Origin of the sequence: Streptomyces sp. NBC_01571 (genome assembly GCF_026339875.1) — a bacterium.
Lineage (GTDB): Bacteria > Actinomycetota > Actinomycetes > Streptomycetales > Streptomycetaceae > Streptomyces.
This window is the reverse complement of sequence record NZ_JAPEPZ010000001.1, coordinates 4,856,039-4,878,917: the sequence shown is the minus strand read 5'-3', so window position 1 is coordinate 4,878,917 and position 22,879 is coordinate 4,856,039. Positions and strand designations below refer to the sequence as shown.

The 22,879-nt window shown below is 71.5% G+C and carries 20 protein-coding genes; 7 read left to right on the top strand and 13 right to left on the bottom strand.

Annotated features, from left to right (window positions below):
• Positions 1-213: 213 nt before the first annotated feature.
• Complete coding sequence (locus OHB41_RS21915; RefSeq protein ID WP_266699927.1) at positions 214-1,110, top strand: hypothetical protein; 897 nt, start codon at positions 214-216, stop codon at positions 1,108-1,110.
• A gap of 89 nt (positions 1,111-1,199) precedes the next feature.
• Here OHB41_RS21915 and OHB41_RS21910 read toward each other — a convergent pair whose 3' ends face one another.
• Together OHB41_RS21910 and OHB41_RS21905 are read right to left on the bottom strand one after the other, a co-directional pair.
• The gene (locus OHB41_RS21910; protein ID WP_266699926.1) at positions 1,200-3,599 is read right to left on the bottom strand and encodes an HAD-IC family P-type ATPase; all 2,400 of its coding nucleotides are present in this window, start codon (positions 3,597-3,599) and stop codon (positions 1,200-1,202) included.
• 142 nt (positions 3,600-3,741) lie between these two features.
• A complete protein-coding gene (locus OHB41_RS21905) occupies positions 3,742-4,020 on the bottom strand; it encodes a DUF2530 domain-containing protein (RefSeq protein WP_266699925.1) in 279 nt (92 codons plus the stop codon).
• Positions 4,021-4,262: 242 nt separating this feature from the next.
• Between OHB41_RS21905 and OHB41_RS21900 the strand changes: the two genes are divergently transcribed.
• Positions 4,263-5,714: an NCS2 family permease gene (locus OHB41_RS21900; RefSeq protein WP_266699924.1), complete on the top strand. Its 1,452-nt coding sequence runs from the start codon at positions 4,263-4,265 to the stop codon at positions 5,712-5,714.
• 52 nt (positions 5,715-5,766) lie between these two features.
• On the opposite strand, the gene OHB41_RS21895 is transcribed toward OHB41_RS21900, so the two are convergent.
• Entirely contained in the window at positions 5,767-5,949 is a 183-nt protein-coding gene (locus OHB41_RS21895) for a ribbon-helix-helix protein, CopG family (RefSeq protein ID WP_148008990.1), read from the bottom strand.
• A 144-nt stretch (positions 5,950-6,093) separates the two neighbouring features.
• Between OHB41_RS21895 and OHB41_RS21890 the strand changes: the two genes are divergently transcribed.
• From OHB41_RS21890 to thpR, 3 genes are all read left to right on the top strand, one after another.
• Positions 6,094-6,531, top strand: coding sequence for a MarR family winged helix-turn-helix transcriptional regulator (locus OHB41_RS21890; protein WP_266699923.1), 438 nt, complete (start codon positions 6,094-6,096; stop codon positions 6,529-6,531).
• Between the two features lie 87 nt (positions 6,532-6,618).
• Positions 6,619-8,097, top strand: coding sequence for an MFS transporter (locus OHB41_RS21885; RefSeq protein WP_526024947.1), 1,479 nt, complete (start codon positions 6,619-6,621; stop codon positions 8,095-8,097).
• Between the two features lie 38 nt (positions 8,098-8,135).
• Positions 8,136-8,708: an RNA 2',3'-cyclic phosphodiesterase gene (gene thpR / locus OHB41_RS21880; protein WP_266699921.1), complete on the top strand. Its 573-nt coding sequence runs from the start codon at positions 8,136-8,138 to the stop codon at positions 8,706-8,708.
• Positions 8,709-9,051: 343 nt separating this feature from the next.
• On the opposite strand, the gene OHB41_RS21875 is transcribed toward thpR, so the two are convergent.
• From OHB41_RS21875 to OHB41_RS21865, 3 genes are all read right to left on the bottom strand, one after another.
• Positions 9,052-10,044 carry an aldo/keto reductase gene (locus OHB41_RS21875; RefSeq protein ID WP_266699920.1) on the bottom strand — a complete coding sequence of 331 codons (993 nt, stop codon included), beginning with the start codon at positions 10,042-10,044 and terminating at the stop codon, positions 9,052-9,054.
• A gap of 60 nt (positions 10,045-10,104) precedes the next feature.
• Entirely contained in the window at positions 10,105-10,689 is a 585-nt protein-coding gene (locus OHB41_RS21870) for a Uma2 family endonuclease (RefSeq protein WP_266699919.1), read from the bottom strand.
• 88 nt (positions 10,690-10,777) lie between these two features.
• Positions 10,778-11,461, bottom strand: coding sequence for an SGNH/GDSL hydrolase family protein (locus OHB41_RS21865; RefSeq protein WP_266699918.1), 684 nt, complete (start codon positions 11,459-11,461; stop codon positions 10,778-10,780).
• A 138-nt stretch (positions 11,462-11,599) separates the two neighbouring features.
• Here OHB41_RS21865 and OHB41_RS21860 point away from each other — a divergent pair, with 138 nt between their 5' ends.
• Positions 11,600-12,595 carry a WD40 repeat domain-containing protein gene (locus OHB41_RS21860; protein WP_266699917.1) on the top strand — a complete coding sequence of 332 codons (996 nt, stop codon included), beginning with the start codon at positions 11,600-11,602 and terminating at the stop codon, positions 12,593-12,595.
• 79 nt (positions 12,596-12,674) lie between these two features.
• On the opposite strand, the gene serC is transcribed toward OHB41_RS21860, so the two are convergent.
• The 7 genes from serC to OHB41_RS21825 all read right to left on the bottom strand — a co-directional run bounded on the left by serC (position 12,675) and on the right by OHB41_RS21825 (position 19,535).
• Positions 12,675-13,793, bottom strand: a complete 1,119-nt coding sequence (gene serC / locus OHB41_RS21855; protein ID WP_266699916.1) for a phosphoserine transaminase — start codon at positions 13,791-13,793, stop codon at positions 12,675-12,677.
• Between the two features lie 118 nt (positions 13,794-13,911).
• Positions 13,912-15,123: a cytochrome P450 family protein gene (locus tag OHB41_RS21850; RefSeq protein WP_266699915.1), complete on the bottom strand. Its 1,212-nt coding sequence runs from the start codon at positions 15,121-15,123 to the stop codon at positions 13,912-13,914.
• Positions 15,124-15,241: 118 nt separating this feature from the next.
• Positions 15,242-16,450 carry a cytochrome P450 gene (locus OHB41_RS21845; RefSeq protein ID WP_266699914.1) on the bottom strand — a complete coding sequence of 403 codons (1,209 nt, stop codon included), beginning with the start codon at positions 16,448-16,450 and terminating at the stop codon, positions 15,242-15,244.
• The gene (locus OHB41_RS21840) at positions 16,447-17,103 is read right to left on the bottom strand and encodes a GTP-binding protein (RefSeq protein WP_266699913.1); all 657 of its coding nucleotides are present in this window, start codon (positions 17,101-17,103) and stop codon (positions 16,447-16,449) included. Before OHB41_RS21840 ends, OHB41_RS21845 begins: the two co-directional genes overlap by 4 nt.
• Positions 17,084-17,431, bottom strand: coding sequence for a DUF742 domain-containing protein (locus OHB41_RS21835; protein WP_266699912.1), 348 nt, complete (start codon positions 17,429-17,431; stop codon positions 17,084-17,086). Before OHB41_RS21835 ends, OHB41_RS21840 begins: the two co-directional genes overlap by 20 nt.
• Positions 17,428-17,835, bottom strand: a complete 408-nt coding sequence (locus tag OHB41_RS21830) for a roadblock/LC7 domain-containing protein (protein ID WP_266699911.1) — start codon at positions 17,833-17,835, stop codon at positions 17,428-17,430. The genes OHB41_RS21835 and OHB41_RS21830 overlap by 4 nt, the downstream gene beginning before the upstream one ends.
• On the bottom strand, positions 17,832-19,535 hold the full coding sequence (locus OHB41_RS21825) for a sensor histidine kinase (protein ID WP_266699910.1): 1,704 nt from the start codon (positions 19,533-19,535) through the stop codon (positions 17,832-17,834). The genes OHB41_RS21830 and OHB41_RS21825 overlap by 4 nt, the downstream gene beginning before the upstream one ends.
• Before the next feature lie 191 nt (positions 19,536-19,726).
• Between OHB41_RS21825 and OHB41_RS21820 the strand changes: the two genes are divergently transcribed.
• Positions 19,727-22,879 carry an FAD-binding and (Fe-S)-binding domain-containing protein gene (locus tag OHB41_RS21820; RefSeq protein WP_266699909.1) on the top strand — a complete coding sequence of 1,051 codons (3,153 nt, stop codon included), beginning with the start codon at positions 19,727-19,729 and terminating at the stop codon, positions 22,877-22,879.

Genomic DNA, 22,879 nt, shown 5'->3' with positions numbered 1-22,879 from the left:
CGGTGCGCGGCGACCGTCCGTACCGGCCCGGCGGGGCCGCTCGATGCGGCCTTGGTCATGTACGCACAAAATCCTCACCACGCGTACAACCATTCACTCCTGTCACGGATCTGATCTTCCGAGTCAAGAGACTCCACATCACTTGGGCCCCGAGTGACGACGAGCCGCGAGGAACGACCACCGTAGGGGCCCCTTTCTCCACTTGGGGATCGCATGCGCATTCGAGCCACTGTGGCTGCCGCTACCGGCGCCCTGGCCCTCTCCGCGTTCGTCGTGCCGGCCGCGCACGCCGCCGACTCCGGCTCCTCCTACCGTGCGGACGTCGCCAAGGTCCTGGGAGCTGCGCACTCCGGGTCCGGCAGGGCCGCGTTCACCGCGACGACCGCGGACCCGGCGCCCATCGATGTCACCTTCTCCGGCATGAAGGTGAACAACGGCAAGGCCATCGCCGTCGGTATCACCAACCACGTCGTCGTCCCCGTCACGTACACGCTCAAGCACGGCGCCGACGTCGACATCACCTCCCCGGACTTCCAGGCCGGCCCGTTCCTGTACCGCGGTTCGGTGGAGGAGCCCTCCAGCTTCCTCTTCGGCGACGAACCGGGCAGCTGCACCGCCACCTCGGCGACCTCCGCCAGCTGCAAGGCCGTCATCGACATCCGCCCGGCCGAGGGTGACCTGCTGAACTCCGAGGCGGGTTCCTGGAAGGCGGCCGGCCTCGCCATCGAGACCAGCGGTCAGACGATCGAGGGCATGGCCGTCCAGGGCGGCCTCGGCACCGTCAACGTCCAGCGCTACTCCAAGCTGACGGTCAACGCCGCCCCGGAGCCGGTGACGAAGGGCAAGACCCTCACGGTCACGGGCAAGCTGTCCCGCGCCAACTGGGAGACGAACAAGTACGCGGGCTACACCGGCCAGTCCGTCCAGCTGCAGTTCCGCAAGAAGAACAGCACCACGTACACCACGGTCAAGACCGTCAAGACGGACGGCACCGGCAACCTGAAGACGACCACCAAGGCGTCCGTCGACGGTTACTACCGCTACAGCTTCGCGGGCACCTCGACCACCCCGGCCGTCAAGGCCACGGGCGACTACGTCGACGTCCGCTAGTCCGTCTCCGGCGTGACGCCGGGCGGCGGCCGCCGACCCGCTGTCGTACGGTCCCCGTGCCCCCTCCAGGGGCGCGGGGACCGCGCCGTTCACGCGGGAATGCGGCGGTCCACCCATCGCCACAGGAACTCCAGGGCGGCCGCCGCCACCGCGGCGATGCCCACCGCGATCCACGGCATCTGCGCACCGACGAGCTTCAGCGCGAAGAAGTGCTGCAACGCGGGCACCACGAGCACCACCAGGAACGCCAGCCCCATCGAGGCCACCAGGACGATCCGCCACCAGGTGTACGGCCGGGCGATGATCGCCAGTACCCACATCGAGATCAGGAACAGCGTCAGCGTCGCGGCGCTGGTCTCCGCGTTCAACTGGTCGGGCCCGGTGTAGTGGTGACGCGCCACCAGATAGGTCACGAAGGTGGCGACCCCGGCGACTACACCGCCGGGGATCGAGTAGCGCATGACCCGCCGTACGAAGTGCGGTCTCGCCCGCTCCGTGTTGGGGGCGAGCGCGAGGAAGAACGCCGGGATGCCGATCGTCAGAGTGGACAGCAGGGTCAGGTGCCGGGGCAGGAAGGGGTATTCGACCCGCCAGCACACCACCAGCACCGCCAGCAGCACGGAGTAGACGGTCTTCACCAGGAACAGGGTCGCGACCCGGGTGATGTTGCCGATGACCCGGCGGCCCTCCGCCACCACCGAGGGCAGCGTCGAGAAGCTGTTGTTGAGCAGCACGATCTGGGCGACCGCCCGGGTCGCCTCCGAACCCGACCCCATGGACACGCCGATGTCGGCGTCCTTGAGGGCCAGGACGTCGTTCACGCCGTCGCCCGTCATCGCCACCGTGTGGCCGCGCGACTGCAGCGCGCCCACCATGTCGCGCTTCTGCTGCGGGGTGACGCGCCCGAACACCGTGCCCTTGTCCAGTGACTTCGCCATCTCCTCCCGCTCGTCGGGAAGCCGGCGCGCGTCCACGACCTCGCCGCTCAGACCGAGCTTCCCGGCCACCGCGCCGACCGAGACCGCGTTGTCGCCGGAGATGACCTTCGCCCGGACGTCCTGCTCGGCGAAGTAGCGCAGGATGTCCGCCGCGTCCGGGCGCAGCCGCTGCTCCAGTACGACCAGCGCGGTCGGCCGGGCGCCCTTCTTGACCTCGGGATCGTCGAGGTCCCGGGTGGCCCGGCTGAGCAGCAGGACCCGCAGCCCCTCCTCGTTCAGCCGATCGGTCTCGGCGAGCGCCGGGTCCCCGGCGGGCAGCAGCACGTCGGGGGCGCCGAGCAGCCACGTACCGGACTCGCCGTTGCCCTCGCTGAACGACGCCCCGCTGTACTTGCGGGCGGAGGAGAAGGGCAGCGACTCGACGCAGCGCCAGTCCTCGCTGTCCGGGTAGGCGGCGATGATCGCCTGGAGGGAGGGGTTCGGCCGCGGGTCGGACTCGCCGAGCGCGCCGAGGACCTTGCGTACGTACGACTCGTCGGCACCTCCCAGCGACCGCAGCTCGGTGACGTCCATGCCGCCCTCGGTGAGGGTGCCGGTCTTGTCGAGACAGACGGTGTCGATGCGGGCGAGGCCCTCGATGGCCGGAAGTTCCTGCACGAGGCACTGTTTCCGGCCGAGCCGGATGACGCCGATCGCGAAGGCGACGGAGGTGAGGAGGACGAGGCCCTCGGGGACCATCGGCACGATCCCGCCGACCGTCCGCGCGACGGAGTCCTTGAAGCCGTGCTGCTTGACCACGAGCTGGCTGATGACCAGACCGATCGCGGTCGGGATCATCATCCACGTCACGTACTTGAGGATCGTGGAGATACCGCTGCGCAGCTCGGAGTGGACGAGCGTGAACCGCGACGCCTCCTCGGCGAGCTGTGCCGCGTACGCCTCCCGGCCCACCTTCGTCGCGGTGAACGCGCCGCCGCCCGCCACCACGAAGCTGCCCGACATCACCTTGTCGCCGCGGCGTTTGATCACGGGGTCGGCCTCACCCGTGAGCAGCGACTCGTCGATCTCCAGGCCGTCGGCCTCCACACAGGCGCCGTCGACGACGATCTTGTCCCCGGGGCCGATCTCGATCACGTCCCCGAGCACGATCCGCGAGGTGCTGACCTCGGCGGCGACCCCGTCCCTGCGCACCGTCGGCTTCGCCTCGCCGATCACCGCGAGCGAGTCCAGGGTCTTCTTGGCCCGCCACTCCTGGATGATGCCGATCCCGGTGTTGGCGATGATCACGTACCCGAACAGGCTGTCCTGGAACGGAGCCACGGTCAGCATGATCAGCCAGAGCACACCGATGATCGCGTTGAACCGGGTGAAGACGTTCGCGCGGACGATCTCGCCCAGTGAGCGGCTGCTGCGCACCGGGACGTCGTTCACCTCGCCGCGCGCCACCCTTTCGGCCACTTCGGCGGCGGACAGCCCCTTGGCCCGCCCGGGGGCGGGGAGAGGCACGGGGTGCACCGGATCCAGTTCCGCGCCCGCGTCGATGTGCGTCATGCATTCGACGGTACGTGCGGAAGGGGGGCTTCACCTGCCGAGTGCCCCGAAGATCCGACCAGGGGAGGACGGGGGGCGGCGGGCCGTGATGCCGTGGTCGGAGTCTGGAGGCCGCAGGGCGGAGGACGCTGGGCGGAGCCGCTTACTCCGCGGCGGTGGACGACGGCGCGGTACCGGCCGCCGCGGCCCGTTTGATGGCGGCGTCGCGCCTGCGGACGTACCAGATGCCGATCAGGCCGAGGCCCGCGCCGGCCAGGCAGGTCCACACCCACCAGGTGTGCCCGTGATCGTCGTACCAGCCGTAGAACGGCAGCTGCACCAGGAAGAGGACGAACCAGAGGATCGTGCCGCCCGTGATGGTGGCGACGACGGGCCCCTCCAGGGGCTCCGGCGCCTCGTGCTTGGGGGTCCACTTCGCCATGGGCACAGCTTACGAGGCCGCGGACCGGCCGATGCTCGCACCCGTGTTCCCGGTGTCCCTCAACGGTCTACGCGCGGAGATAGCCATTTCCGATTCATATGTTCATACTGAAACAGTCCGAGTCTGGCCAGTTGTATTCGTAGGAAACACCAACAGTGACCGGGGATCCCGTTGGTGGGCGATCGACCGCCGGCCGGACTCGATCATGTTCCCCGTCCCCCCCCGCACGCTTGAGGACCCGCATGTCCACCTCGGCCGCCACCAAGGCCCCCGCCCCGCAGGAGCCGGAGTCCCGGCCCGCGCGGAACGCCCTCGACCGCTACTTCAAGATCTCCGAACGCGGTTCCAGCGTCCCGCGCGAGATCCGCGGCGGTCTCGCCACCTTCTTCGCGATGGCCTACATCATCGTGCTGAACCCGATCATCCTGGGCAGCGCGAAGGACATGTACGGGCACCACCTGGACAACGGCCAGCTGGTCACCGCGACCGCCCTGACCGCGGCCTTCACCACCCTCCTCATGGGCGTCATCGGCAACGTGCCGATCGCGCTGGCGGCCGGCCTCGGTGTGAACACGGTCGTCGCGCTCCAGCTCGCCCCGCGGATGTCCTGGCCGGACGCCATGGGCATGGTCGTGCTGGCCGGCTTCATCGTGATGCTGCTGGTCGCCACCGGGCTGCGCGAGCGCGTCATGAACGCCGTGCCGCTGGGGCTGCGCAAGGGCATCTCGATCGGTATCGGCCTGTTCATCATGCTGATCGGCCTGGTCGACTCCGGCTTCGTCTCCCGCATCCCGGACGTCGCCCAGACCACCGTGCCGCTGCAGCTCGGCTCCGACGGTCACCTCAACGGCTGGCCGGTCCTGGTCTTCGTCCTCGGCACACTGCTCACCCTCGCGCTGATCGTGCGCAAGGTGCCGGGCGCGATCCTCATCTCGATCGTCACCATGACGGTGCTCGCGGTGATCGTCAACGCCGTCGCCACGATCCCGTCCTGGGGGCTGACCACCCCGAAGTGGCCGGGCAACCCGGTCGCCACCCCGGACTTCGGGCTCGTCGGCAAGGTCAGCCTCTTCGGCGGTTTCGACAAGGTCGGCGTGCTGACGGGCATCCTCTTCGTCTTCACCGTGCTGCTGTCGTGCTTCTTCGACGCGATGGGCACGATCATGGGCGTCAGCGACGAGGCCAAGCTGACCGACGCGCAGGGCAACATGCCCGGCATCAACAAGGTCCTCTTCGTCGACGGCATCGCGGTCGCCGCGGGCGGCGCCAGCTCCTCCTCGGCCACCACCTGCTTCGTGGAGTCCACGGCGGGCGTCGGCGAGGGCGCGCGCACCGGTTTCGCGAACGTCGTCACCGGCGCGCTCTTCGCCGTGGCGCTCTTCCTGACCCCCATCGCCACGATGGTCCCGTCCCAGGCCGCCACCCCCGCGCTGCTCGCGGTCGGCTTCCTGATCCTGTCCGGCTCGGTCCGCGAGATCGACTGGGCCGACCACACGATCGCGATCCCGGCCTTCGTGACCATGGTGATGATGCCGTTCACCTACTCGATCACGAACGGCATCGGCATGGGCTTCATCACCTTCGTGGTGCTGCGCCTGGCGGCGGGCCGGGGCCGCGACATCCCGGTCGCGATGTACTTGGTGTCGGCGGTGTTCGCCTTCTACTACCTGATGCCGGCCCTCGGCCTCACCTGACGGGCGGGGTCACGCGTCCCCGTCCCTCGGGGACTCCCGGTGTCTCCCGGGCTCACGTGACCCCGTAGAACTTCTCCGTCTCGTCGACGGCGGTCTGGAACCGCTCGTCGAAGTCATCGCGAATGAGCGTCCGGACGACATAGTCCTGGACGCTCATTCCGCGTTTGGCGGCATGGTCTCGGAGCCGGTCGAGCAGCTCCCCGTCTATCCGCAGGCTGAGCACACTGGTCCCCATGGAGTCGAGGGTCGCCGGACTTCGCCGCGGAGCGGGTCACTTTCCGCACGGGACTCACTCGTATGAGTGACGCAAGGGATTCAGTGGTCCGTGTCACGGGCACCCCGATGCTCTTTAGCGAGAGTAATGAGTTAAGCTAAATACATGCCTGACCTCACCCATGGCGACGACGCTGCCGCCGTGAACGCCCTGCGCTCCGCAGTGATGCGGCTGTCACGTCGACTCAAGCACCAGCGGGTCGACGAGTCGCTGAGCCCCACCGAGATGTCGGTGCTCGGCACCCTGGCCCGCTGTGGCTCCGCCACGCCGGGTGAACTCGCCCGCAAGGAGCATGTGCAGCCGCCCTCGATGACCCGCATCGTCGCGCTGCTGGAAGCCAAGGGCCTGGTCAGGCTGGAGCCTCACCCCGAGGACCGCCGACAGAAGGTCGTCACGCAGACCGACAAGGCCGAGGCGATGCTCGAAGAGAGCCGCCGCAGGCGGAACGCGTGGCTGGCCGGCCTGGTCGAGGCCCTGGACGAGGACGAGTGGGCGAAGCTCCGCGAGGCCGCTCCCGTCCTGGAGAAGCTCGCGCAGATCTGATGCCCCGCGCGGCGTGCCGACCGACGTCCGGGCGGCACGCCCTCACCCTGGACACCGTTGTCCGTGCCCCCGAGGAGGCGAGCCCTTTTGAGTACGGGATCCGGAGCAGACTCCGCCCCCGCACCAGCCACCCACGACTCCCCGCCCACCCCTGACGGTGCCACCCGCCCGTCCCGCACACCCGGATCCCGGATCCCCTCGGCCCCGGCCTCCTCGGCGGCCGCGACCTCCCCGTCTTCCGCGTCGGCCGGCCCGGCGCCCTCGGCACCACCGTCGCCCTCGGCGGCCTCGTCGTCCTCGATGTTCAGCTCCCTGAGAATCCGGAACTACCGGCTGTTCTTCCTGGGCCAGGTCGTCTCCAACACCGGCACCTGGATGCAGCGCATCGCCCAGGACTGGCTGGTGCTGAGCCTCACCGGATCCTCCGCCGCGGTCGGTATCACCACCGCGCTTCAGTTCCTGCCGATGCTGCTCTTCGGGCTGTACGGCGGCGTCCTGGTCGACCGGCTCCCCAAGCGCCCCACCCTGCTGGCCACCCAGACGGCCATGGGCCTCACCGGGCTCGCGCTCGCCTTCCTGACCCTCTCCGGCCACGTCCAGGTCTGGCACGTCTACCTGGCGGCCTTCGCCGTCGGCCTCGCCACGGTCGTCGACAACCCGGCCCGCCAGTCCTTCGTCTCCGAGATGGTCGGCCCCGGCCAGCTGCAGAACGCGGTCAGCCTCAACTCCGCCAACTTCCAGTCGGCCCGCCTCGTCGGCCCCGCCGTCGCGGGCGTGCTGATCACCGGTGTGGGCACCGGCTGGGCGTTCCTGTTCAACGGACTGTCCTTCGTGGCCCCCCTCGCGGGTCTGCTGCTGATGCGCTCCCGCGACCTGCACATGGTCGAGCGGGCGCCCCGCGGCAAGGGGCAGCTCCGCGAAGGCCTCCGCTATGTCGCCGGCCGCCCCGACCTGGTCTGGCCGATCGTCCTCGTCGGTTTCATCGGCACCTTCGGCTTCAACTTCCCCGTCTGGCTCTCCGCCTACGCGGACGACGTCTTCCACGCGGGCGCCGGCGCGTACAGCCTCTTCAACACGCTGATGGCGGTCGGCTCGGTGGCCGGCGCGCTGCTCGCCGCCCGCCGCGGCACGGCCCGGCTGCGCGTGCTGATCGCGGCGGCCCTGGCCTTCGGTCTGCTGGAGGCGGTGGCGGCCGTGGTGCCGTCGCTGTGGCTCTTCTCGCTGCTCATGGTCCCGATCGGGGTCTTCGGCCTGACGGTCAACGTCACGGCGAACACCACGGTCCAGATGGCCACCGACCCCGTCATGCGCGGCCGTGTCATGGCGCTGTTCATGATGGTCTTCGTGGGCGGTACGCCGCTCGGGGCGCCGCTGGTCGGCTGGGTCACCGACGCCTACGGTCCGCGCGTCGGCTTCGCTCTCGGCGGTCTGGTCTCGGCCGCCGCCGCGACGGCCGTCGGCCTGGTCCTGGCCCGCGTGGGCGGGCTGCGCCTGTCGGTCGGCTGGCACCGCGGCCATCCGCAAGTGCGCTTCGTCCCCAAGGAACGGCTGGCGACGGCGGTCTGACCGGCGACCGTGGCCCCCGATCCTGGGAGAGTGGGGCCATGAGACTCTTCGCGGCCGTGCTGCCACCCGAGGAAGCGGTACGTGAACTCGGCGCGGCGGTGGACGCGTTGCACCGGCTGCCGGGCGCGGACGGTCTGCGGTGGACGGGCCGTCCGGGCTGGCACTTCACGCTCGCCTTCTACGGCGAGGTCGAGGAGGAGCTCACCGGTCCCCTCGCGGACCGGCTGTCCCGGGCCGCCCGGCGTACGCCGCCCGTCCCGCTCGCCCTCCGGGGCGGCGGCCACTTCGGCGGCCGGGCCCTGTGGGCCGGAGTGTCGGGTGACGTCACCACTCTGCGCCTGCTCGCCGACCGCGCGGAGGCGGCGGCGCGCAGGGCGGGCGTCCCGATGGGCGAGCACCGCCGCTACCGCCCGCATCTGACGGTGGCCCGCAGCAGGCAGGCCGCGGACTTCGAGGCGTACGTCACCGCCCTGGACGACTTCGCCGGGTGTCCCTGGACGGCGGGCGAGCTGTGTCTCGTACGCAGCAATCTGCCCAGGTCGGGGGTCCCGGGGGAGCAGCCGCGCTACGAGACGGTGGCGCGGTGGGCGCTGGCCGGGGCGGGCGGCTGAAGGGGGCCGGGAGCCGCCGGTTAACCTCAATGGCGTGAATCCCAAGACCCGAAACCAAATCATGGCCGGTGTGCTCGTGCTGATGTTCGTCGTGGTGGCGCTGGCCGCGGCGGTCAAGTAGGCGGCCCGCCCGCGATCGGCGCGCTCCACCGGGGAGCCACCGGGAGTACCGGGGAGCACCCGGGAGAACCGGGCAGCGGCCGGGCGAGCCGGGCAGCCCCCGGGAGAACCAGGGACAGCCCGACCCGCCGGGTGGCGCGGGAACCGCGAGCCCCGGTCCCGTGGGACAGGCCGCGTGGTTCCCGCACCCCTGACGACTCCCTGGACGCCCTGCGGGGGCGTGCTACCAGGCGAAGGCCTCCGGCGCGGGACCCGGGCCGGGGAAGATCTCGTCCAGCGCGGACAGCAGTTCCTGCGACAGTTCCAGCTCGACGGCGCGCAGGGCGGAGTCGAGCTGCTGCGCGGTGCGCGGGCCGACGATGGGTCCGGTGACGCCGGGCCGGGTCAGCAGCCAGGCCAGCGCCGCCTCGCCGGGTTCGATCCCGTGCTTGTCGAGCAGGTCCTCGTACGACTGGATCTGCGCGCGGATGGCGGTGTTGGCCAGCGACTCGGCGGCCCGGCCGCCCGCCCTGCGGCCGCCCTCCGTCTCCTTCCTGATGACCCCGCCGAGCAGTCCGCCGTGCAGCGGCGACCAGGGGATGACCCCGAGCCCGTACTCCTGCGCGGCCGGGATGACCTCCATCTCGGCGCGTCGCTCGGCGAGGTTGTAGAGGCACTGCTCGCTGACGAGGCCGATGGTGCCGCCGCGCCGGGCGGCGATCTCGTTGGCCTGGGCGATCTTGTAGCCGGGGAAGTTGCTGGAGCCGACGTAGAGGATCTTGCCCTGCTGGACCAGGACGTCGATCGCCTGCCAGATCTCCTCGAAGGGGGTGCGGCGGTCGACGTGGTGGAACTGGTAGACGTCGATGTAGTCGGTCCGGAGCCGCTTGAGGCTGGCGTCGACCGCCCGCCGGATGTTGACCGCGGAGAGCTTGTCGTGGTTGGGCCAGGCGTCGCCTTCGGCGGCCATGTTGCCGTACACCTTGGTGGCGAGCACGACCTTGTCGCGCCGCTCGCCGCCCCGGGCGAACCAGTTCCCGATGATCTCTTCCGTACGGCCCTTGTTCTCGCCCCAGCCGTACACGTTCGCGGTGTCGAAGTAGTTGATCCCTGAGGCCAGTGCCGCGTCCATGATCGCGTGGCTGTCGGCCTCGTCGGTCTGCGGACCGAAGTTCATGGTGCCGAGGACGAGCCGGCTGACCTTGAGTCCCGTGCGTCCGAGCTGCGTGTACTTCATGACTCCCCACCCAACGGCGTGGAGTGCGCTCTAGGCAAGAGTGGAACGCCGGGACAGCCCCTAGTCCCGGGGGAAGTCGTCCGTCCTGATGGTGAGGCCGAGGAGGGTGGTCGTCATGTCGACCTCTCCGCCGAAGGCGACGGTCGTCTCGGTGATGTAGTCGCCGTCCTTGGGCTGGGTGTACAGATGGCACTTGCCCTGGTAGGGGTCGGCGACGAGATAGACGGGCACCTCGGCGTTCGCGTACGCGGTCTTCTTGGGGCCGTAGTCGTTGGCCGCCGTCCCCTTGGAGATGACCTCGGCGACGAACTCGACGTCCTGGCAGTTCCACAGCCCCTTGGAGTCCTTGGCGGCGTCCTCCGCCACCAGCGTCACATCGGTGGCGAACCCGTTGAGATGGCCCGGATAGTCGATGCGCACGTCGGACTTCACGCGCCTGCGCGGGTATTTGGTGCGCAACTGCTCGACGATGTCGAGGATGATTTCCCAGTGAGTGTCCCGCTGCGGTGCCATGAAGACGGTCCCCTCGACGATCTCGACCTTGTATCCCTCGGGGGTGGTCCGCTCCATCGACTCGAACAGGGTGTCCAGAGTCAGTTCGCGGTTGTCGTCGGCCATCTCGATCCTGTCTTCGAGGACGGTCATCGTGGCACTCCTCCCCGGCCGCGACCCGGTCGAGCGCAGCCACGCGGTTCAACGATACGTACGACGATCCGGGTGCGCCGGGATTCGGTCAGGCGCTGTCGGCCGCGTACGGCTCCCCGAGGTCCCACGCCTGGTACATCGCCTCCGCGAAGGCCTCCGTGATCCGGTGTTCGCCGCTCTCGTTCGGGTGGGTGCCGTCGTAGGTGTCGAGGTGGATGTCGTACCCGGGGGGCGGGGAGACGAGCAGCAGGGGGGAACGGGGCTCGTCGAGGTCGGCGACCGCCTTCGCGAGGAAGTCGTTGAAGGAGCTCACCGCGGCGGCGAAGGGCGCGTCGGACTGCGCGCGGACGTTCGGTATCACCGGCAGGACGGCCATCCGGATCCGCGGGTTCGCCGCGCGGGCCTCGGCGACGAAGGCGCGGACGTTCTCGGCCGTCTGCTCCGCGTTCGTGTAGAAGCCCAGGTCGATCAGGCCGAGGGAGACCAGGAGCACGTCGGCGCGGTGCGCGCGGACCGCGTCCTGGATCAGCGGGACCATGTGGATCCAGCCCTCGCCCCAGCCGGCGAGATGGGCCTGCGGAAAGTCCGGCTCCGCGTACTCGTACGAGTCGGGGGACTCGGTCGCCTTGTCGTACAGGGTCTCGCGCGGGCCGACGATCCGGAACGGGCCCCCGTACGTCGCGCGCAGGTGCTGCCACATCCGGTAACGCCACGTGTGTTCCCCCGCGCTCCCGATCGTCTGGGAGTCGCCGACGGGCATGAACCTGAGCATCCGCTCATCATGGACGATCGGTGCGGAGGGCATGACCGCCGGGGGTGTGAGGCTGGACACGCCTCGCGGACGCGATACGGGGCCGGCCGCCGGCGGAGATCGAACTGAAAGTCCGTTCGAGATGGCAGGCTTGGGGCCATGCGCCGATCGCCCTCCTACCTCGCCGGAGCCGCCGCCCGACTGGCCGCCGGAGCCGCCCTCGTCGTCGCGCTGTCGGCGCCCGCCGTCGCCGACAGCGGGGACGGCGGGTTCACGATCAAGGACCCCCGGATCACCGAGTCCAGCGGACTCGCCGCCTCGCACCTGCACCCCGGCATCTACTGGACGCACAACGACAGCGACGACGGCCCGTACCTCTACGCCGTCGACAGCAGGACCGGCGAGACCGTCGCCACCGTCACGATGAGCGGGGTCGGCGCCCCCCGCGACGTCGAGGCCATCTCGCTGGGCCCGGACGGCGATCTCTACGTGGGTGACATCGGCGACAACCTCGGCGGCACCTGGAACCACGTCTGGATCTACAAGCTGCCCGAGCCGAAGGTGCTCAAGGACCAGACGATCCGGGCCACCCAGTACGTCGTGAAGTACGCGGACGGGCCCCGCAACGCGGAGGCGCTGATGGTGCATCCGAAGACCGGGCGGGTCTACATCGCCGACAAGAACGAGGACGGCGGGCACCTGTACGAGGGCCCCGCACAGCTCTCCTCCTCCGGCACGAACGTGTTCCGCCGGGTCGCCACCATCGACCTCTGGGTCACCGACGGAGCCTTCTCGCCGAACGGCGAACAGCTGGCGCTGCGCGGGTACTTCGGCGGGATCCTGTACACCTGGAACGACGGGCAGCCGAAGCGGCAGGGGCGGCTGAACGTTCCCCTGCAGGGACAGGGCGAGTCCGTCACGTACACGCCCGACGGGTCCGAGCTGATGTACGGCAGTGAGGGCAAGGACAGCCCGGTGCAGCCCGGTTCGGTCCCCGGGGGCGGCTCCGACTCCAAGTCCCCGTCGAAGAGCGGTGGTTCGTCGTCGGCGGGAGACGGTGGCGGGGGCCTGGGTTCCGGCGCCAAGGGGGCGCTGGCCGTCGGTGCGGTGCTGGTGGTGGTCTTCGCGGTGAGGCGGCTGCTGCGCAGGTCTTAGAAAGCCGGAGCGGGAGCGCGGCGACAGGGAAAGGGGCGCCCGGCGAGTGCCGGGCGCCCCTTTCCCTGTACGGGTGAGGTCAGAGCTTCTCGATGACGTGGTCGACGCACTTCGTCAGCGCCTCGACGTCCGCCGGGTCGATCGCCGGGAACATCGCGATGCGCAGCTGGTTGCGGCCGAGCTTGCGGTAGGGCTCGGTGTCGACGATGCCGTTGGCGCGCAGGACCTTGGCGACGGCGGCGGCGTCGATCTCGTCGTCGAAGTCGATCGTTCCGATGACCTGCGAGCGCTTGGCCGCGTCGGTGACGAACGGGGTGGCGTACTTGGAGTCCTCGGCCCAGGTGTACAGCCGGGTCGAGGAGTCCTTGGTGCGGGCCGTGGACCAGGCCAGACCGCCCTGGCCGTTGATCCACTCCAGCTGCTCGTTGAGCAGGAAGAGGGTGGCGAGGGCCGGGGTGTTGTACGTCTGGTTCTTGCGGGAGTTGTCGATCGCCGTGGGGAGCGAGAAGAACTCCGGCACATGGCGGCCCGAGGCGTGGACGCGCTCGGCGCGCTCGATGGCGGCCGGGGAGAAGACGGCGATCCACAGGCCGCCGTCGGAGGCGAAGGACTTCTGCGGGGCGAAGTAGTAGACGTCCGTCTCGGCGATGTCGACCGGCAGGCCGCCGGCGCCGGAGGTGGCGTCCACGAGGACGAGAGAGCCCTCGTCGGCGCCCGCGACCCGCCTGATGGGGGCGGCGACACCGGTGGAGGTCTCGTTGTGGGTGAAGGCGTACACGTCGACGCCGGCCTCGGCCGAGGGCTCGGGGTGGGTGCCCGGGTCGGACGCGATCACGGTGGGTTCGGCGAGCCACGGGGCGAGTTTCGCGGCCTTGGCGAACTTGGAGCTGAACTCACCGAAGTTGAGGTGCTGCGACTTGTTCTCGATCAGGCCGTGGGTCGCCACGTCCCAGAACGCGGTGGAGCCGCCGTTGCCGAGGACGACCTCGTACCCGTCGGGCAGCGAGAACAGTTCGCGCACACCCTCCCGGACCCTCCCGACCAGGTTCTTGACCGGCGCCTGGCGGTGCGACGTGCCGAGCAGGGAACTGCCGGTCGCCGCCAGCGCGTCCAGTGCCTCCGTCCGCACCTTGGAGGGGCCGGCGCCGAATCGTCCGTCGGCGGGCTTGATGTCAGCGGGGATCTGGATGTCAGCCACGAGCCGGAGGGTATCTCTTCGGAGAAACCGGACGGAAGCGTGTCCGTTCGATGAGACGACCCGGCCGGCCCGTGGCCGCTGGGGGAGTCACGGCGTCCCGCCCGCCCCCCGTGGAGAGCTACGGGGCGAGCCGGACCGGCAGTTCGAACAGGTCGTTCTGGGTCACCACGGGCTTGTTGCGCAACTCCGCGACGGGGACCGCCAGGTCGAGGGCGGGGAAGCGCTCGTACAGCGCCGGCAGCGCGACTCCGGCCTCCAGCCGGGACAGGGCGGCACCCGGGCAGACGTGCGGGCCGTGGCCGAACGAGATGTGGCGGTTGGCGGTGGTGCGGGTGATGTCGAAGTCCCCGGCCGTCGGGCCGTGGGCGTTCTCGTCGCGCCCGATCGCGCCGTACGACACGATCAGCGCGTCACCCGCGGGGATGACCTTGTCCCCGACCGGCACGTCCTCCGTCGCGAAGCGGATCAGGACGTGCGAGGTGGGGGTGGAGTGGCGCAGCGTCTCCTCCACCACGGCCGACCAGTCGGCCTCACCGGAAAGGACGAGCGCGCGCTGCTCCGGATGGGCGGACAGGTTGACCACCGCGTTGACGATGAGGGAGATCGTCGTCTCGTGTCCCGCCGCCACCATGAGCTGGAGGGTGGAGACGATCTCCTCGTCGGTGAGGTGGTCGCCGTTCTCGGAGGCGAGGATCAGGGCGCTGGTCAGGTCGTCGCCGGGCTCGGCGCGTTTGGCCGCGACGGTGTCGGCCATGATCCCGGCCAGCTCGGTGAGCGTGGCGAGGACCTCGGCCGGCGGGGTCTGCGTCGAGAAGAACTTCTCGAAGAGCTCCTTGAGGCGGGGGAGGCGGGACTCCTCGATGCCCATGAGGTCGGCGACGACGTACATGGGCAGCGGGTAGGCGAAGTCGGCCTTCAGGTCGACCACGCCGGCGTCGGCGGAGAGCTGGTCGAGAAGCCCCTGCGTCAGCTTGGTGATCCGCTCCCGCATCTGCTCCACCCGGCGGGGCGTCAGCGCCTGCGCCACCAGCGTGCGCATCCTGCGGTGGTCCGCGCCGTCGACCGTCAGCATGGAACGGCCGGGGTTGGCGAGGCCGATCAGCGGCCAGTCGGGGGCTATCTCGCCGCGCTGCCAGGCGCCCCACACGTTGATGTCCTTCACCAGCCGGGGGTCCGTGAGCAGGGCGCGGGCCTCCGCGTGGTGCGTGACCGCCCAGACGGGCACGCCGCCGGGCAGCTCCACGGCGGCCAGCGGACCGGCTTCGCGCAGCCTGGCGCTCTCGCCGTCGAGGTCGGACACGAACGGGTCGAGGGCGATACGTGCGGTCATGCGGGGATGCCTCCAAGGGCCGGGGTGGGGATGCCGCGTCGTCGCGGGGGCCGTGGCATCGGCGCAGGCCCCCGCGGCCCCCGGCCGGACACGCGGGCCGGCCGGGCGCGGTGGAGTCTCACAGTGCGGGTACGGGGGTGAAGCGCACCGGGAGTTCGGTGAGGCCGCGCAGCCAGGGTGAGGGCCGGCGGGTGAGGGATGCGGCGGGTACCGCCAGGTCGATGTCGGGCAGCCGGTCCAGTACGACCTCGATGCCCGTCCGCGCGATGACCTCGGCGACCTCCTGGGCCGGGAACGGGCAGCGGTGCTCGCCGTGTCCGAAGGAGAAGTGGGCGTTGTTGCCGCCGGTGAGCGCGGAGCCGTCGGTGCGGACCTGCGGGTCGGAGTTGGCGCCCTGGAGGCCGAGCAGCAGCAGGTCGCCGGCGCGGACGCGGTGGCCGCCGAGCTGGGTGTCGCGGGAGGCCCAGCGCCCGGCGACGTTCTGGGTGGGGGTGTCCTCCCAGAGGACCTCGTTCATGGCCTCCGCGACGCTGTTGCGGCCGCCGAAGAGGGAGGCGGCGAAACGGTCGTCCGTGAGCATCAGTCGCAGCGAGTTGCCGATCCAGTCCGCGGTGGGCTGGTGGCCCGCGGCCATCATGACCATCAGGTCCTGGATGATCTCCTCGTCGGTGAAGCCGGAGGTGTCGGCGAGCATCCGGGAGACGACGTCGCTCGCGGGGTCGGCCTTGCGGTCGGCCAGCAGCCGCGCCATGGAGCCGGCGAGGTGCTGCTGTCCGGCGAGTGCCCCCTCCCGCCCGTTGATCATGTCGTTGAGGGCGGTGACCAGGCCGGGGCCCTGTTCCTCGGAGAAGCCGTAGAGCGTCGCGAGGACACGCACGGGCAGCAGAGCCGCGTAGTCCCCGACGAGGTCGATCTCGCCCTTGGCGCAGGCCGCGTCGATGAGTTCGTCGGCGAACCGCTCGGCGTGGGTGCGCAGTTCGAAGGGGTCGACGGCCTCCAGCGCCTCGCTGATCATCGCGGCGCGCTCACGGTGGCGTTCGCCGACCGTGTAGAGGATGGAGGGCTGCTTGCGGCCGATCATCGGCAGCAGCGGCCAGTCGTCGGGGATGCGGTCCCACTGGTTCCACAGGTCGGAGTCACGGCTGAACAGCACGGGGTCGCCGGTGACCTGGTGCAGCTCGCGGTAGCCGAGCACCAGCCACGCGGGGATGTCGCCGTCCAGTACGACGGACGCCACCGAGCCGTGGTCGCGCCGCATCTCCCGGTACAGCTCGGCGGGTTCGGTCTGGAACCGGGGCCCGCTGAGGGGCACGGGGGCGGGGGTCACAGGGCCAACTCCGGGGACTTGGTGACTTCTTCGGTGTCCGCTGAGGCCGGCGCGGTGGCCTCGGCCGAGGCGGCGTACACGGTCTTCAGGTGTTCGACCAGCGTGATCAGGACCCGTTTGCTGGACTCCCGCGAGCGGGCGTCGCATTCGATGAGCGGGACGTGCGGGTCGAGGTCGAGGGCCTCACGGATCTCGGCGGGGGTGTGTCCCGGGCCGCCGAAGTCGTTGCAGGCGACGATGAACGGCGTGCCGTGGTGCTCCAGGCGGTCGATCGCGTACCAGGAGTCGTCGATGCGACGGGTGTCCACGAGGACGACCGCGCCGAGGGTGCCGGAGAAGAGGCGGTCCCACAGGAACCAGAAGCGTTCCTGGCCGGGCGCGCCGAACAGGTACAGCACGTTGCGGGCGTCGAGCGTGATGCGGCCGAAGTCGAAGGCGACGGTGGTCGCGGACTTGCCGCGGACCTCGCTGATGTCGTCGATCGTCTCCCCGGCCCGGGTCATCGTCTCCTCGGTGTTGAGCGGACGGATCTCGCTCACGGAGCGGACCAGGGTCGTCTTGCCGACGCCGAAACCGCCGACGACCACGATCTTCAGACCGTTGTCGGCGGTGGCGCCCAGCGGGGTCCTCGCGTCAGAGGTTGCGTAGTCCAACGAGCACCTGCTCCAGGATGTCGGGATCGGGTAGTGCTGCCTTCTGCGGGTGGCGGGCGCTGACCCGGCCCGCGGAGAGCAGGTCGGAGAGCAGGACCCGGGTGATGGACACCGGCAGCTTCAGCACGGCGGCGATCTCCACGACCGCCGTCGGCCGCTCGCACAACCGCAGGATCGCGGCGTGCTCCGACTGCATGCCCAGGGCCGGATCGCACTCGGCGACCACGAGCGTCACGAGGTCGAACGGGGTGTCAGGCCCGGAACGGCTGCGTCCTCCGGTGAGGGTGTACAGCCGGTCGGGCGCGTCGTCCCTGCCCGGACGGCTCATGACGTCCGGGGCTGCGCGCTCAGGTGTTCGCCGAGTTGCTCCACCAACTCGCTCATGTTGTGTCCGACCAGGCCGGCGTCCGCGTCCTCGGCGGTGACCACGGCGAGGTGGGCGCCGTCACCGGCCTCCACGATGAACAGGACCCCGTCGTAGAACTCGGTCATCGCCGAGCGCACGCCGCCGCTGCCGTCGCCGAACTCCACGGACGCGCCGTGCGACAGCGACTGGATGCCCGCGGCGATCGCGGCGAGCTGGTCGGCCCGGTCGACGGTGAGCTCCGGGGTGCGGCACAGCTTCAGGCCGTCGCGGGAGAGCACGAGGGCGTGCCGGGCGCCCGGGGTGCGCTCGAGGAGGCCCTCGATGAGCCAGGAGAGCTTCTCGTCGGCGGTGGTGGTGCCGGTCATGAAGTGGTGTCGCCTTCCGGGTGCGGGGGGTTGGTGTCCCGTACGGCTGCTTCGTCGCGTACGGCGTTCTCGGGGGTGTACGCCGGGGCGCGTACGGAGTCCTCGGGCACGGTCCCCTGGACCGCGGCCTGGTCCGGTGCCGTGCCGCGGACCGCCTGCCGGAAGCTGCTGAACCGGGCGGCGGTGACCTTGGAGTCGGTGGTGCGGGGTTCCGATTCGGCGGCCTGGTCCGCGAGGCGGGCGCGGCTGCGCTCGGCGTGCTCGAGGGTGCGGCCGCGGCGGCGCTTGGGCAGGCTGCCGGCGGCGGGCTCCGCGTCCGCGTGCCGGGGGGAGTCGTGGGTGGGGACCGGGTCCGGGTCGAGGTCCCCGGTGGCCCGGGCGGCGGCGTACGACGCGCGGGGCGCCGGCCCGGCGGCGGGGTGGTCCTCGGCCGCGGCGGTGACGTCCTCGGCGGGTACGGGCGCGGGGGCCGGCGCGGGGGCCGCGGCGGGCGTGGCCTCGGGAGCCGCCGGCGCCGGCGCGGACGGCAGGGACAGCAGGTCCTGGGGGATGAGCACCAGGACGCCGGTGCCGCCGCGCGCGGAGGGCCGGAAGGAGACCTTCAGGCCGTGCTTGCGGGCGAGCCGGCCGACCACCGCGAGGCCGAGCCGGGTGCCGGTGAGACCGCCCAGTTCGGCGCCGTCACCGGAGACGGCGCGCTCGGCGCGGCGCAGCTGGACGTCGCCCATGACGAGGCCGCTGTCCTCGACGGAGACGATGACACCGGCCGGGACCTCCTCGACGTACACATGGACCTCGGCGGTCGGCGGCGAGAAGTTCGCCGCGTTGTCGAGGAGTTCGGCGAGCGCGTGCATCACGCCCTCCGCGGCGTGGCCGGCGACCGCGGCGTCGCTGGAGGAGTGCAGGCGCACCCGCTGGTAGCCGCCGATGCGCCCCATGGCGCCGCGCAGGATCGACTCCATGACGATGGGCCGTGCCCAGCGGCGGCCGGAGCGGGCGCCCGCGAGGACGGCGACGGAGTCGGCGAGACGGCCGGCCTGCGCGGTGCGGTGGTCGAGGTGCAGGAGATCGGCGAGGACCTCTTCGTCGGAGTGCTTCTCCTCCATGGCGCGCAGGTCGGCGAGCATGGCCGTGGAGAGGGCCTGCATCCGGCCGGCCGCGTTGGCGGTGGCCGAGATCGCGGCGGCGCGGTCGCTCGTGGCCTGCCGGACCTGCTGGACGAGGCGCGCTCCGTCCGCGGTGAGTTCGGCGGACCGCCGCCGCTCCTCGGCGATCTCGGCGCCGAGCCGCTGCCGTTCGGCTTCGAACTCGGCCGTGAGGCGGGCACGTTCGCGGGCCTCGGCGTCGGCCGCCCGGGTCCGGTCGCGGGCGGACTCCGCCGTGAGCCGGGTCCGCTCCTGGTTGAACTCCTCGGCCTGGCGGGCCCGTTCCTGCAGCAGGCGGCCGGCGTCCTGGCTCACGGTGTCGAGGCGGCGGCGCGCCAGCTGCGCGGTCCGTACGGCGCGGGTGGCGACCGCGACGGCCACGCAGAGCAGCACGGCGGCCGTCCCGGTGACCCAGGCGACGGGTACCCGTGCGGAGTTCGGAGCGGTCGCCACCGCGCCGACCACCGCGAGCGCCGCCAGAGCGGCGGTGAGCAGGGGGGCGGGTGCCGTGGCGCGGAGGGTGGGTCGTTCGCCGGAGGGGCTGGGCGCGGTCATGAATCCTGTCCTCGGTCCGTGTCCTCGGTCGTTTCCTGGGCGAGAGGCGACACCTGAAACTCAATTCGCGGTCACTATATGAGAGTTCGTGATCGCATTGGGAAGGTTCTGGATCCGGTCCCGTCATCGGACCGCGATTCGGACACCCCGGGTACCACCCGGAGGCGCCGCGCGGGGCCATCCTTGGAGACATGACGGATCTTGGCGATCGGGGACCGGCGGAGTTTCGGGAACTACGGGCCGCACTGCGTGGACGGCTCGCCGCGGAGGTTCGCGGCGAGGTCTCCTTCGACGCCACCGCACGCGCGCTGACCAGCATGGACGCGTCCAACTACCGGCGCGTCCCGCTCGGTGTGGTGGCCCCGCGCGACAGCGACGACGTGGCGGCCGTGCTGTCCGTGTGCCGCGCGCACGCGGTGCCGGTCGTCGCGCGCGGCGGCGGCACCTCGATCGCCGGCCAGGCGACCGGCACCGGGGTCGTCCTCGACTTCACCCGGCACATGAACCGGATCGTCGCGCTGGACCCCGAGGCCGGCACCGCCGTCGTACAGCCCGGCGTCGTCCTGGACCGCCTCCAGGAAGCCGCCGCCCCGCACGGCCTGCGCTTCGGACCCGACCCCTCCACCCACAGCCGCTGCACCCTCGGCGGCATGATCGGGAACAACGCGTGCGGGTCGCACTCGGTGGCGTGGGGCACGACCGCGGACAGCGTGCGTGAGCTGTCGGTGCTGACCGGCCGGGGGGAGGCCCGCACGCTCGGCCGGGACTGGCGGGGCGCCCCGCCCGGCCTCCGCACCTTGGTGGACGGCGAGTTGGCCCGTCTGCGCACCGGTTTCCCGGACCTGCCCCGCCGCATTTCCGGTTACGCGCTGGACGCCCTGCTCCCCGAGAGGGGTGCGGACGTCGCCCGCTCCTTCTGCGGCTCCGAGGGCACTCTGGGCATGCTGACCGAAGCGGTGGTGGGACTGGTCGAGGCACCGCGGGCGACGGCGCTGGCCGTGCTCGGGTACGCGGACGAGGGCGCGGCGGCGGAGGCGGCCGCCGGGCTGCTGCCGCTCGGGCCGCTCACGGTGGAGGGGATGGCCGCGGACCTCGTACCGCCCGGCGCGGGGCTGCCGCGGGGCGGTGCCTGGCTGTTCGTCGAGACCGGCGGCGCCGACGCGGGGGAGGCCCGCGCGCGTGCCGACGCGATCCTGCGCGCCGCCGACGTCCTGGACGCCGCCGTGGTCACCGACCCGGCCGGGCAGCGTGCGCTGTGGCGGGTGCGTGAGGACGCGAGCGGCACGGCGACCCGGATGCCCGGCGACGGGGGAGAGGCGTGGCCCGGCTGGGAGGACTGCGCGGTGCCGCCGGCCCGGCTCGGGGCGTATCTGCGCGACTTCCGGGGCCTGTTGGCGGCCCACGGACTGCGCGGAACGCCGTACGGGCACTTCGGGGACGGCTGCATCCACGTCCGGATCGACTTCGACCTGCTGACGGGCGAGGGGATCGGCCGCTTCCGCGGCTTCTCACGGGAACTGGCGGAACTGGTCGTCTCGCACGGGGGCTCACTGTCCGGCGAGCACGGCGACGGGCAGGCCCGGGCCGAGCTGCTGCCCCTCATGTACGGTCCCGAACTGGTGGGCCTCTTCGAGCGGGCGAAGGACCTCTGGGACCCGGACGGCCTGCTCAACCCCGGCATGCTGGTGCGGCCGCACCGGCTGGACGAGAACCTGCGGTTCGCGGTGCTGCCGCGCGAGCCGGTGGACGTGACGTTCGGCTATCCGGCGGACGGCGGGGACTTCTCCGCGGCGGTGCGCCGCTGCGTGGGGGTCGCCAAGTGCCGTACGACGACACCCGACGCCACGAGTGTCATGTGCCCGTCGTTCCGGGTGACGGGCGAGGAGGAGCACTCCACCCGGGGACGGGCGCGGCTGCTGCACGAGATGCTCGCGGGCGAGGTGGTCACCGGCGGATGGCGGTCGACGGAGGTCCGTGACGCGCTGGACCTGTGCCTGTCCTGCAAGGGGTGTCGCTCCGACTGTCCGGTCGGCGTCGACATGGCCACGTACAAGGCGGAGTTCCTGCACCACCACTACGCGGGCCGGCGCCGCCCCGCCGCGCACTACGCCCTGGGACGGCTGCCCGGGTGGCTCGGGCTGGTCGCCCGGACCAGGACCGCCGGGCTGCTCAACGCCCTGTCCTCGCTGCGGCCGCCGGCCGCGGTGGTCAAGCGGCTGGCCGGGATCGCACCCGAGCGGAAGATCCCGCGTCTGGCGCCCGAGACGTTCAGCCGGTGGTGGCAGCGGCGGTTCAAGGAGCGGGTGCGGCGGATGATGCGCGAGGGGGGGGTGCACGGGACCGACGGGTACGGCGCCGACGGGAACGGTGCCGTCGCCCCGGCGGAGGCGGCCTTCCTGTGGCCGGACACCTTCACGGAGCACCTCTCGCCGTCGGTGGGGCGGGCGGCCGTACGGGTGCTGGAGGCGGCCGGCGTGGACGTGATGCTGACGCCGACGGTGGGGATGAGGAAGCTGGGGAGTCCGGCAAGGACCGGCAGGAACGGGAAGGGGAACGGCGGCAGGAAGGGGACGGGCGGCGACGAGGGAGAGAGCCGGAAGAAGGCGACGGCGGGGACGGCCGGGGCGCCGGGTGCGGACCGCGCGTCGGGCGGACCGGCCCCCTGGGCGGTGGGCCGAGCGGGCCGCGTCTGCTGCGGTCTCACGTACGTCTCCACGGGCCAGCTCGACCTCGCCCGCGCGGTGATGCGCCGCACCCTCGACCTGATGGGTGCGTTCCTGGATCCGGACGTCCACCCGCGGCCCCCCTCCGTCGTCGTCCTCGAACCGAGCTGCGCCGCCGCGCTGCGTACGGACCTCCCGGAGCTCCTCCACGACGACCCGCGCGCGGCCCGGCTGGCCTCGGCGGTGCTGACGTTCGCCGAGGCGCTGGAACGGCTCGCCCCGGACTGGTCGCCCCCCTCGCTGGACCGCCCCGTCGTCGGCCAGACCCACTGCCACCAGCACGCCGTCCTCGGCGACGCCGCCGACCGCCGGCTGCGCGCGGCGGCGGGTCTGACCGGCTCCCTCGCGGGCGGCTGCTGCGGCCTCGCGGGCAATTTCGGCTTCGAGAAGGGCCATTACGCCGTGTCGGTGTCCTGCGCGGAGGAACAGCTCCTCCCGGCGGTGGCGGCGGCCGGCGACGACGCGGTGCTCCTCGCGGACGGCTACTCCTGCCGCACCCAGCTGGAGCAGCTGACGGGCCGCGGGGGAAAGCACCTGGCGGAGGTGCTGGCGGAGGCACTCGATGGCTCCGGCCGGGGAGCGGGCCACGGCCGTGGGCACGAGAATGGCGAAATGTCCTGA

What these genes read in the sequence shown, in the direction of transcription:
- OHB41_RS21915 (WP_266699927.1), top strand. Translation starts at nt 214, where the DNA reads ATGCGCATTCGAGCCACTGTGGCTGCCGCTACCGGCGCCCTGGCCCTC.
- OHB41_RS21860 (WP_266699917.1), top strand. Translation starts at nt 11,600, where the DNA reads ATGCGCCGATCGCCCTCCTACCTCGCCGGAGCCGCCGCCCGACTGGCC.
- OHB41_RS21900 (WP_266699924.1), top strand. Translation starts at nt 4,263, where the DNA reads ATGTCCACCTCGGCCGCCACCAAGGCCCCCGCCCCGCAGGAGCCGGAG.
- OHB41_RS21890 (WP_266699923.1), top strand. Translation starts at nt 6,094, where the DNA reads ATGCCTGACCTCACCCATGGCGACGACGCTGCCGCCGTGAACGCCCTG.
- OHB41_RS21820 (WP_266699909.1), top strand. Translation starts at nt 19,727, where the DNA reads ATGACGGATCTTGGCGATCGGGGACCGGCGGAGTTTCGGGAACTACGG.
- OHB41_RS21835 (WP_266699912.1), bottom strand. Translation starts at nt 17,431, where the DNA reads ATGAGCCGTCCGGGCAGGGACGACGCGCCCGACCGGCTGTACACCCTC.
- OHB41_RS21910 (WP_266699926.1), bottom strand. Translation starts at nt 3,599, where the DNA reads ATGACGCACATCGACGCGGGCGCGGAACTGGATCCGGTGCACCCCGTG.
- OHB41_RS21870 (WP_266699919.1), bottom strand. Translation starts at nt 10,689, where the DNA reads ATGACCGTCCTCGAAGACAGGATCGAGATGGCCGACGACAACCGCGAA.
- thpR (WP_266699921.1), top strand. Translation starts at nt 8,136, where the DNA reads ATGAGACTCTTCGCGGCCGTGCTGCCACCCGAGGAAGCGGTACGTGAA.
- OHB41_RS21850 (WP_266699915.1), bottom strand. Translation starts at nt 15,123, where the DNA reads ATGACCGCACGTATCGCCCTCGACCCGTTCGTGTCCGACCTCGACGGC.
- OHB41_RS21905 (WP_266699925.1), bottom strand. Translation starts at nt 4,020, where the DNA reads ATGGCGAAGTGGACCCCCAAGCACGAGGCGCCGGAGCCCCTGGAGGGG.
- OHB41_RS21895 (WP_148008990.1), bottom strand. Translation starts at nt 5,949, where the DNA reads ATGGGGACCAGTGTGCTCAGCCTGCGGATAGACGGGGAGCTGCTCGAC.
- OHB41_RS21865 (WP_266699918.1), bottom strand. Translation starts at nt 11,461, where the DNA reads ATGCTCAGGTTCATGCCCGTCGGCGACTCCCAGACGATCGGGAGCGCG.
- OHB41_RS21830 (WP_266699911.1), bottom strand. Translation starts at nt 17,835, where the DNA reads ATGACCGGCACCACCACCGCCGACGAGAAGCTCTCCTGGCTCATCGAG.
- OHB41_RS21825 (WP_266699910.1), bottom strand. Translation starts at nt 19,535, where the DNA reads ATGACCGCGCCCAGCCCCTCCGGCGAACGACCCACCCTCCGCGCCACG.
- OHB41_RS21875 (WP_266699920.1), bottom strand. Translation starts at nt 10,044, where the DNA reads ATGAAGTACACGCAGCTCGGACGCACGGGACTCAAGGTCAGCCGGCTC.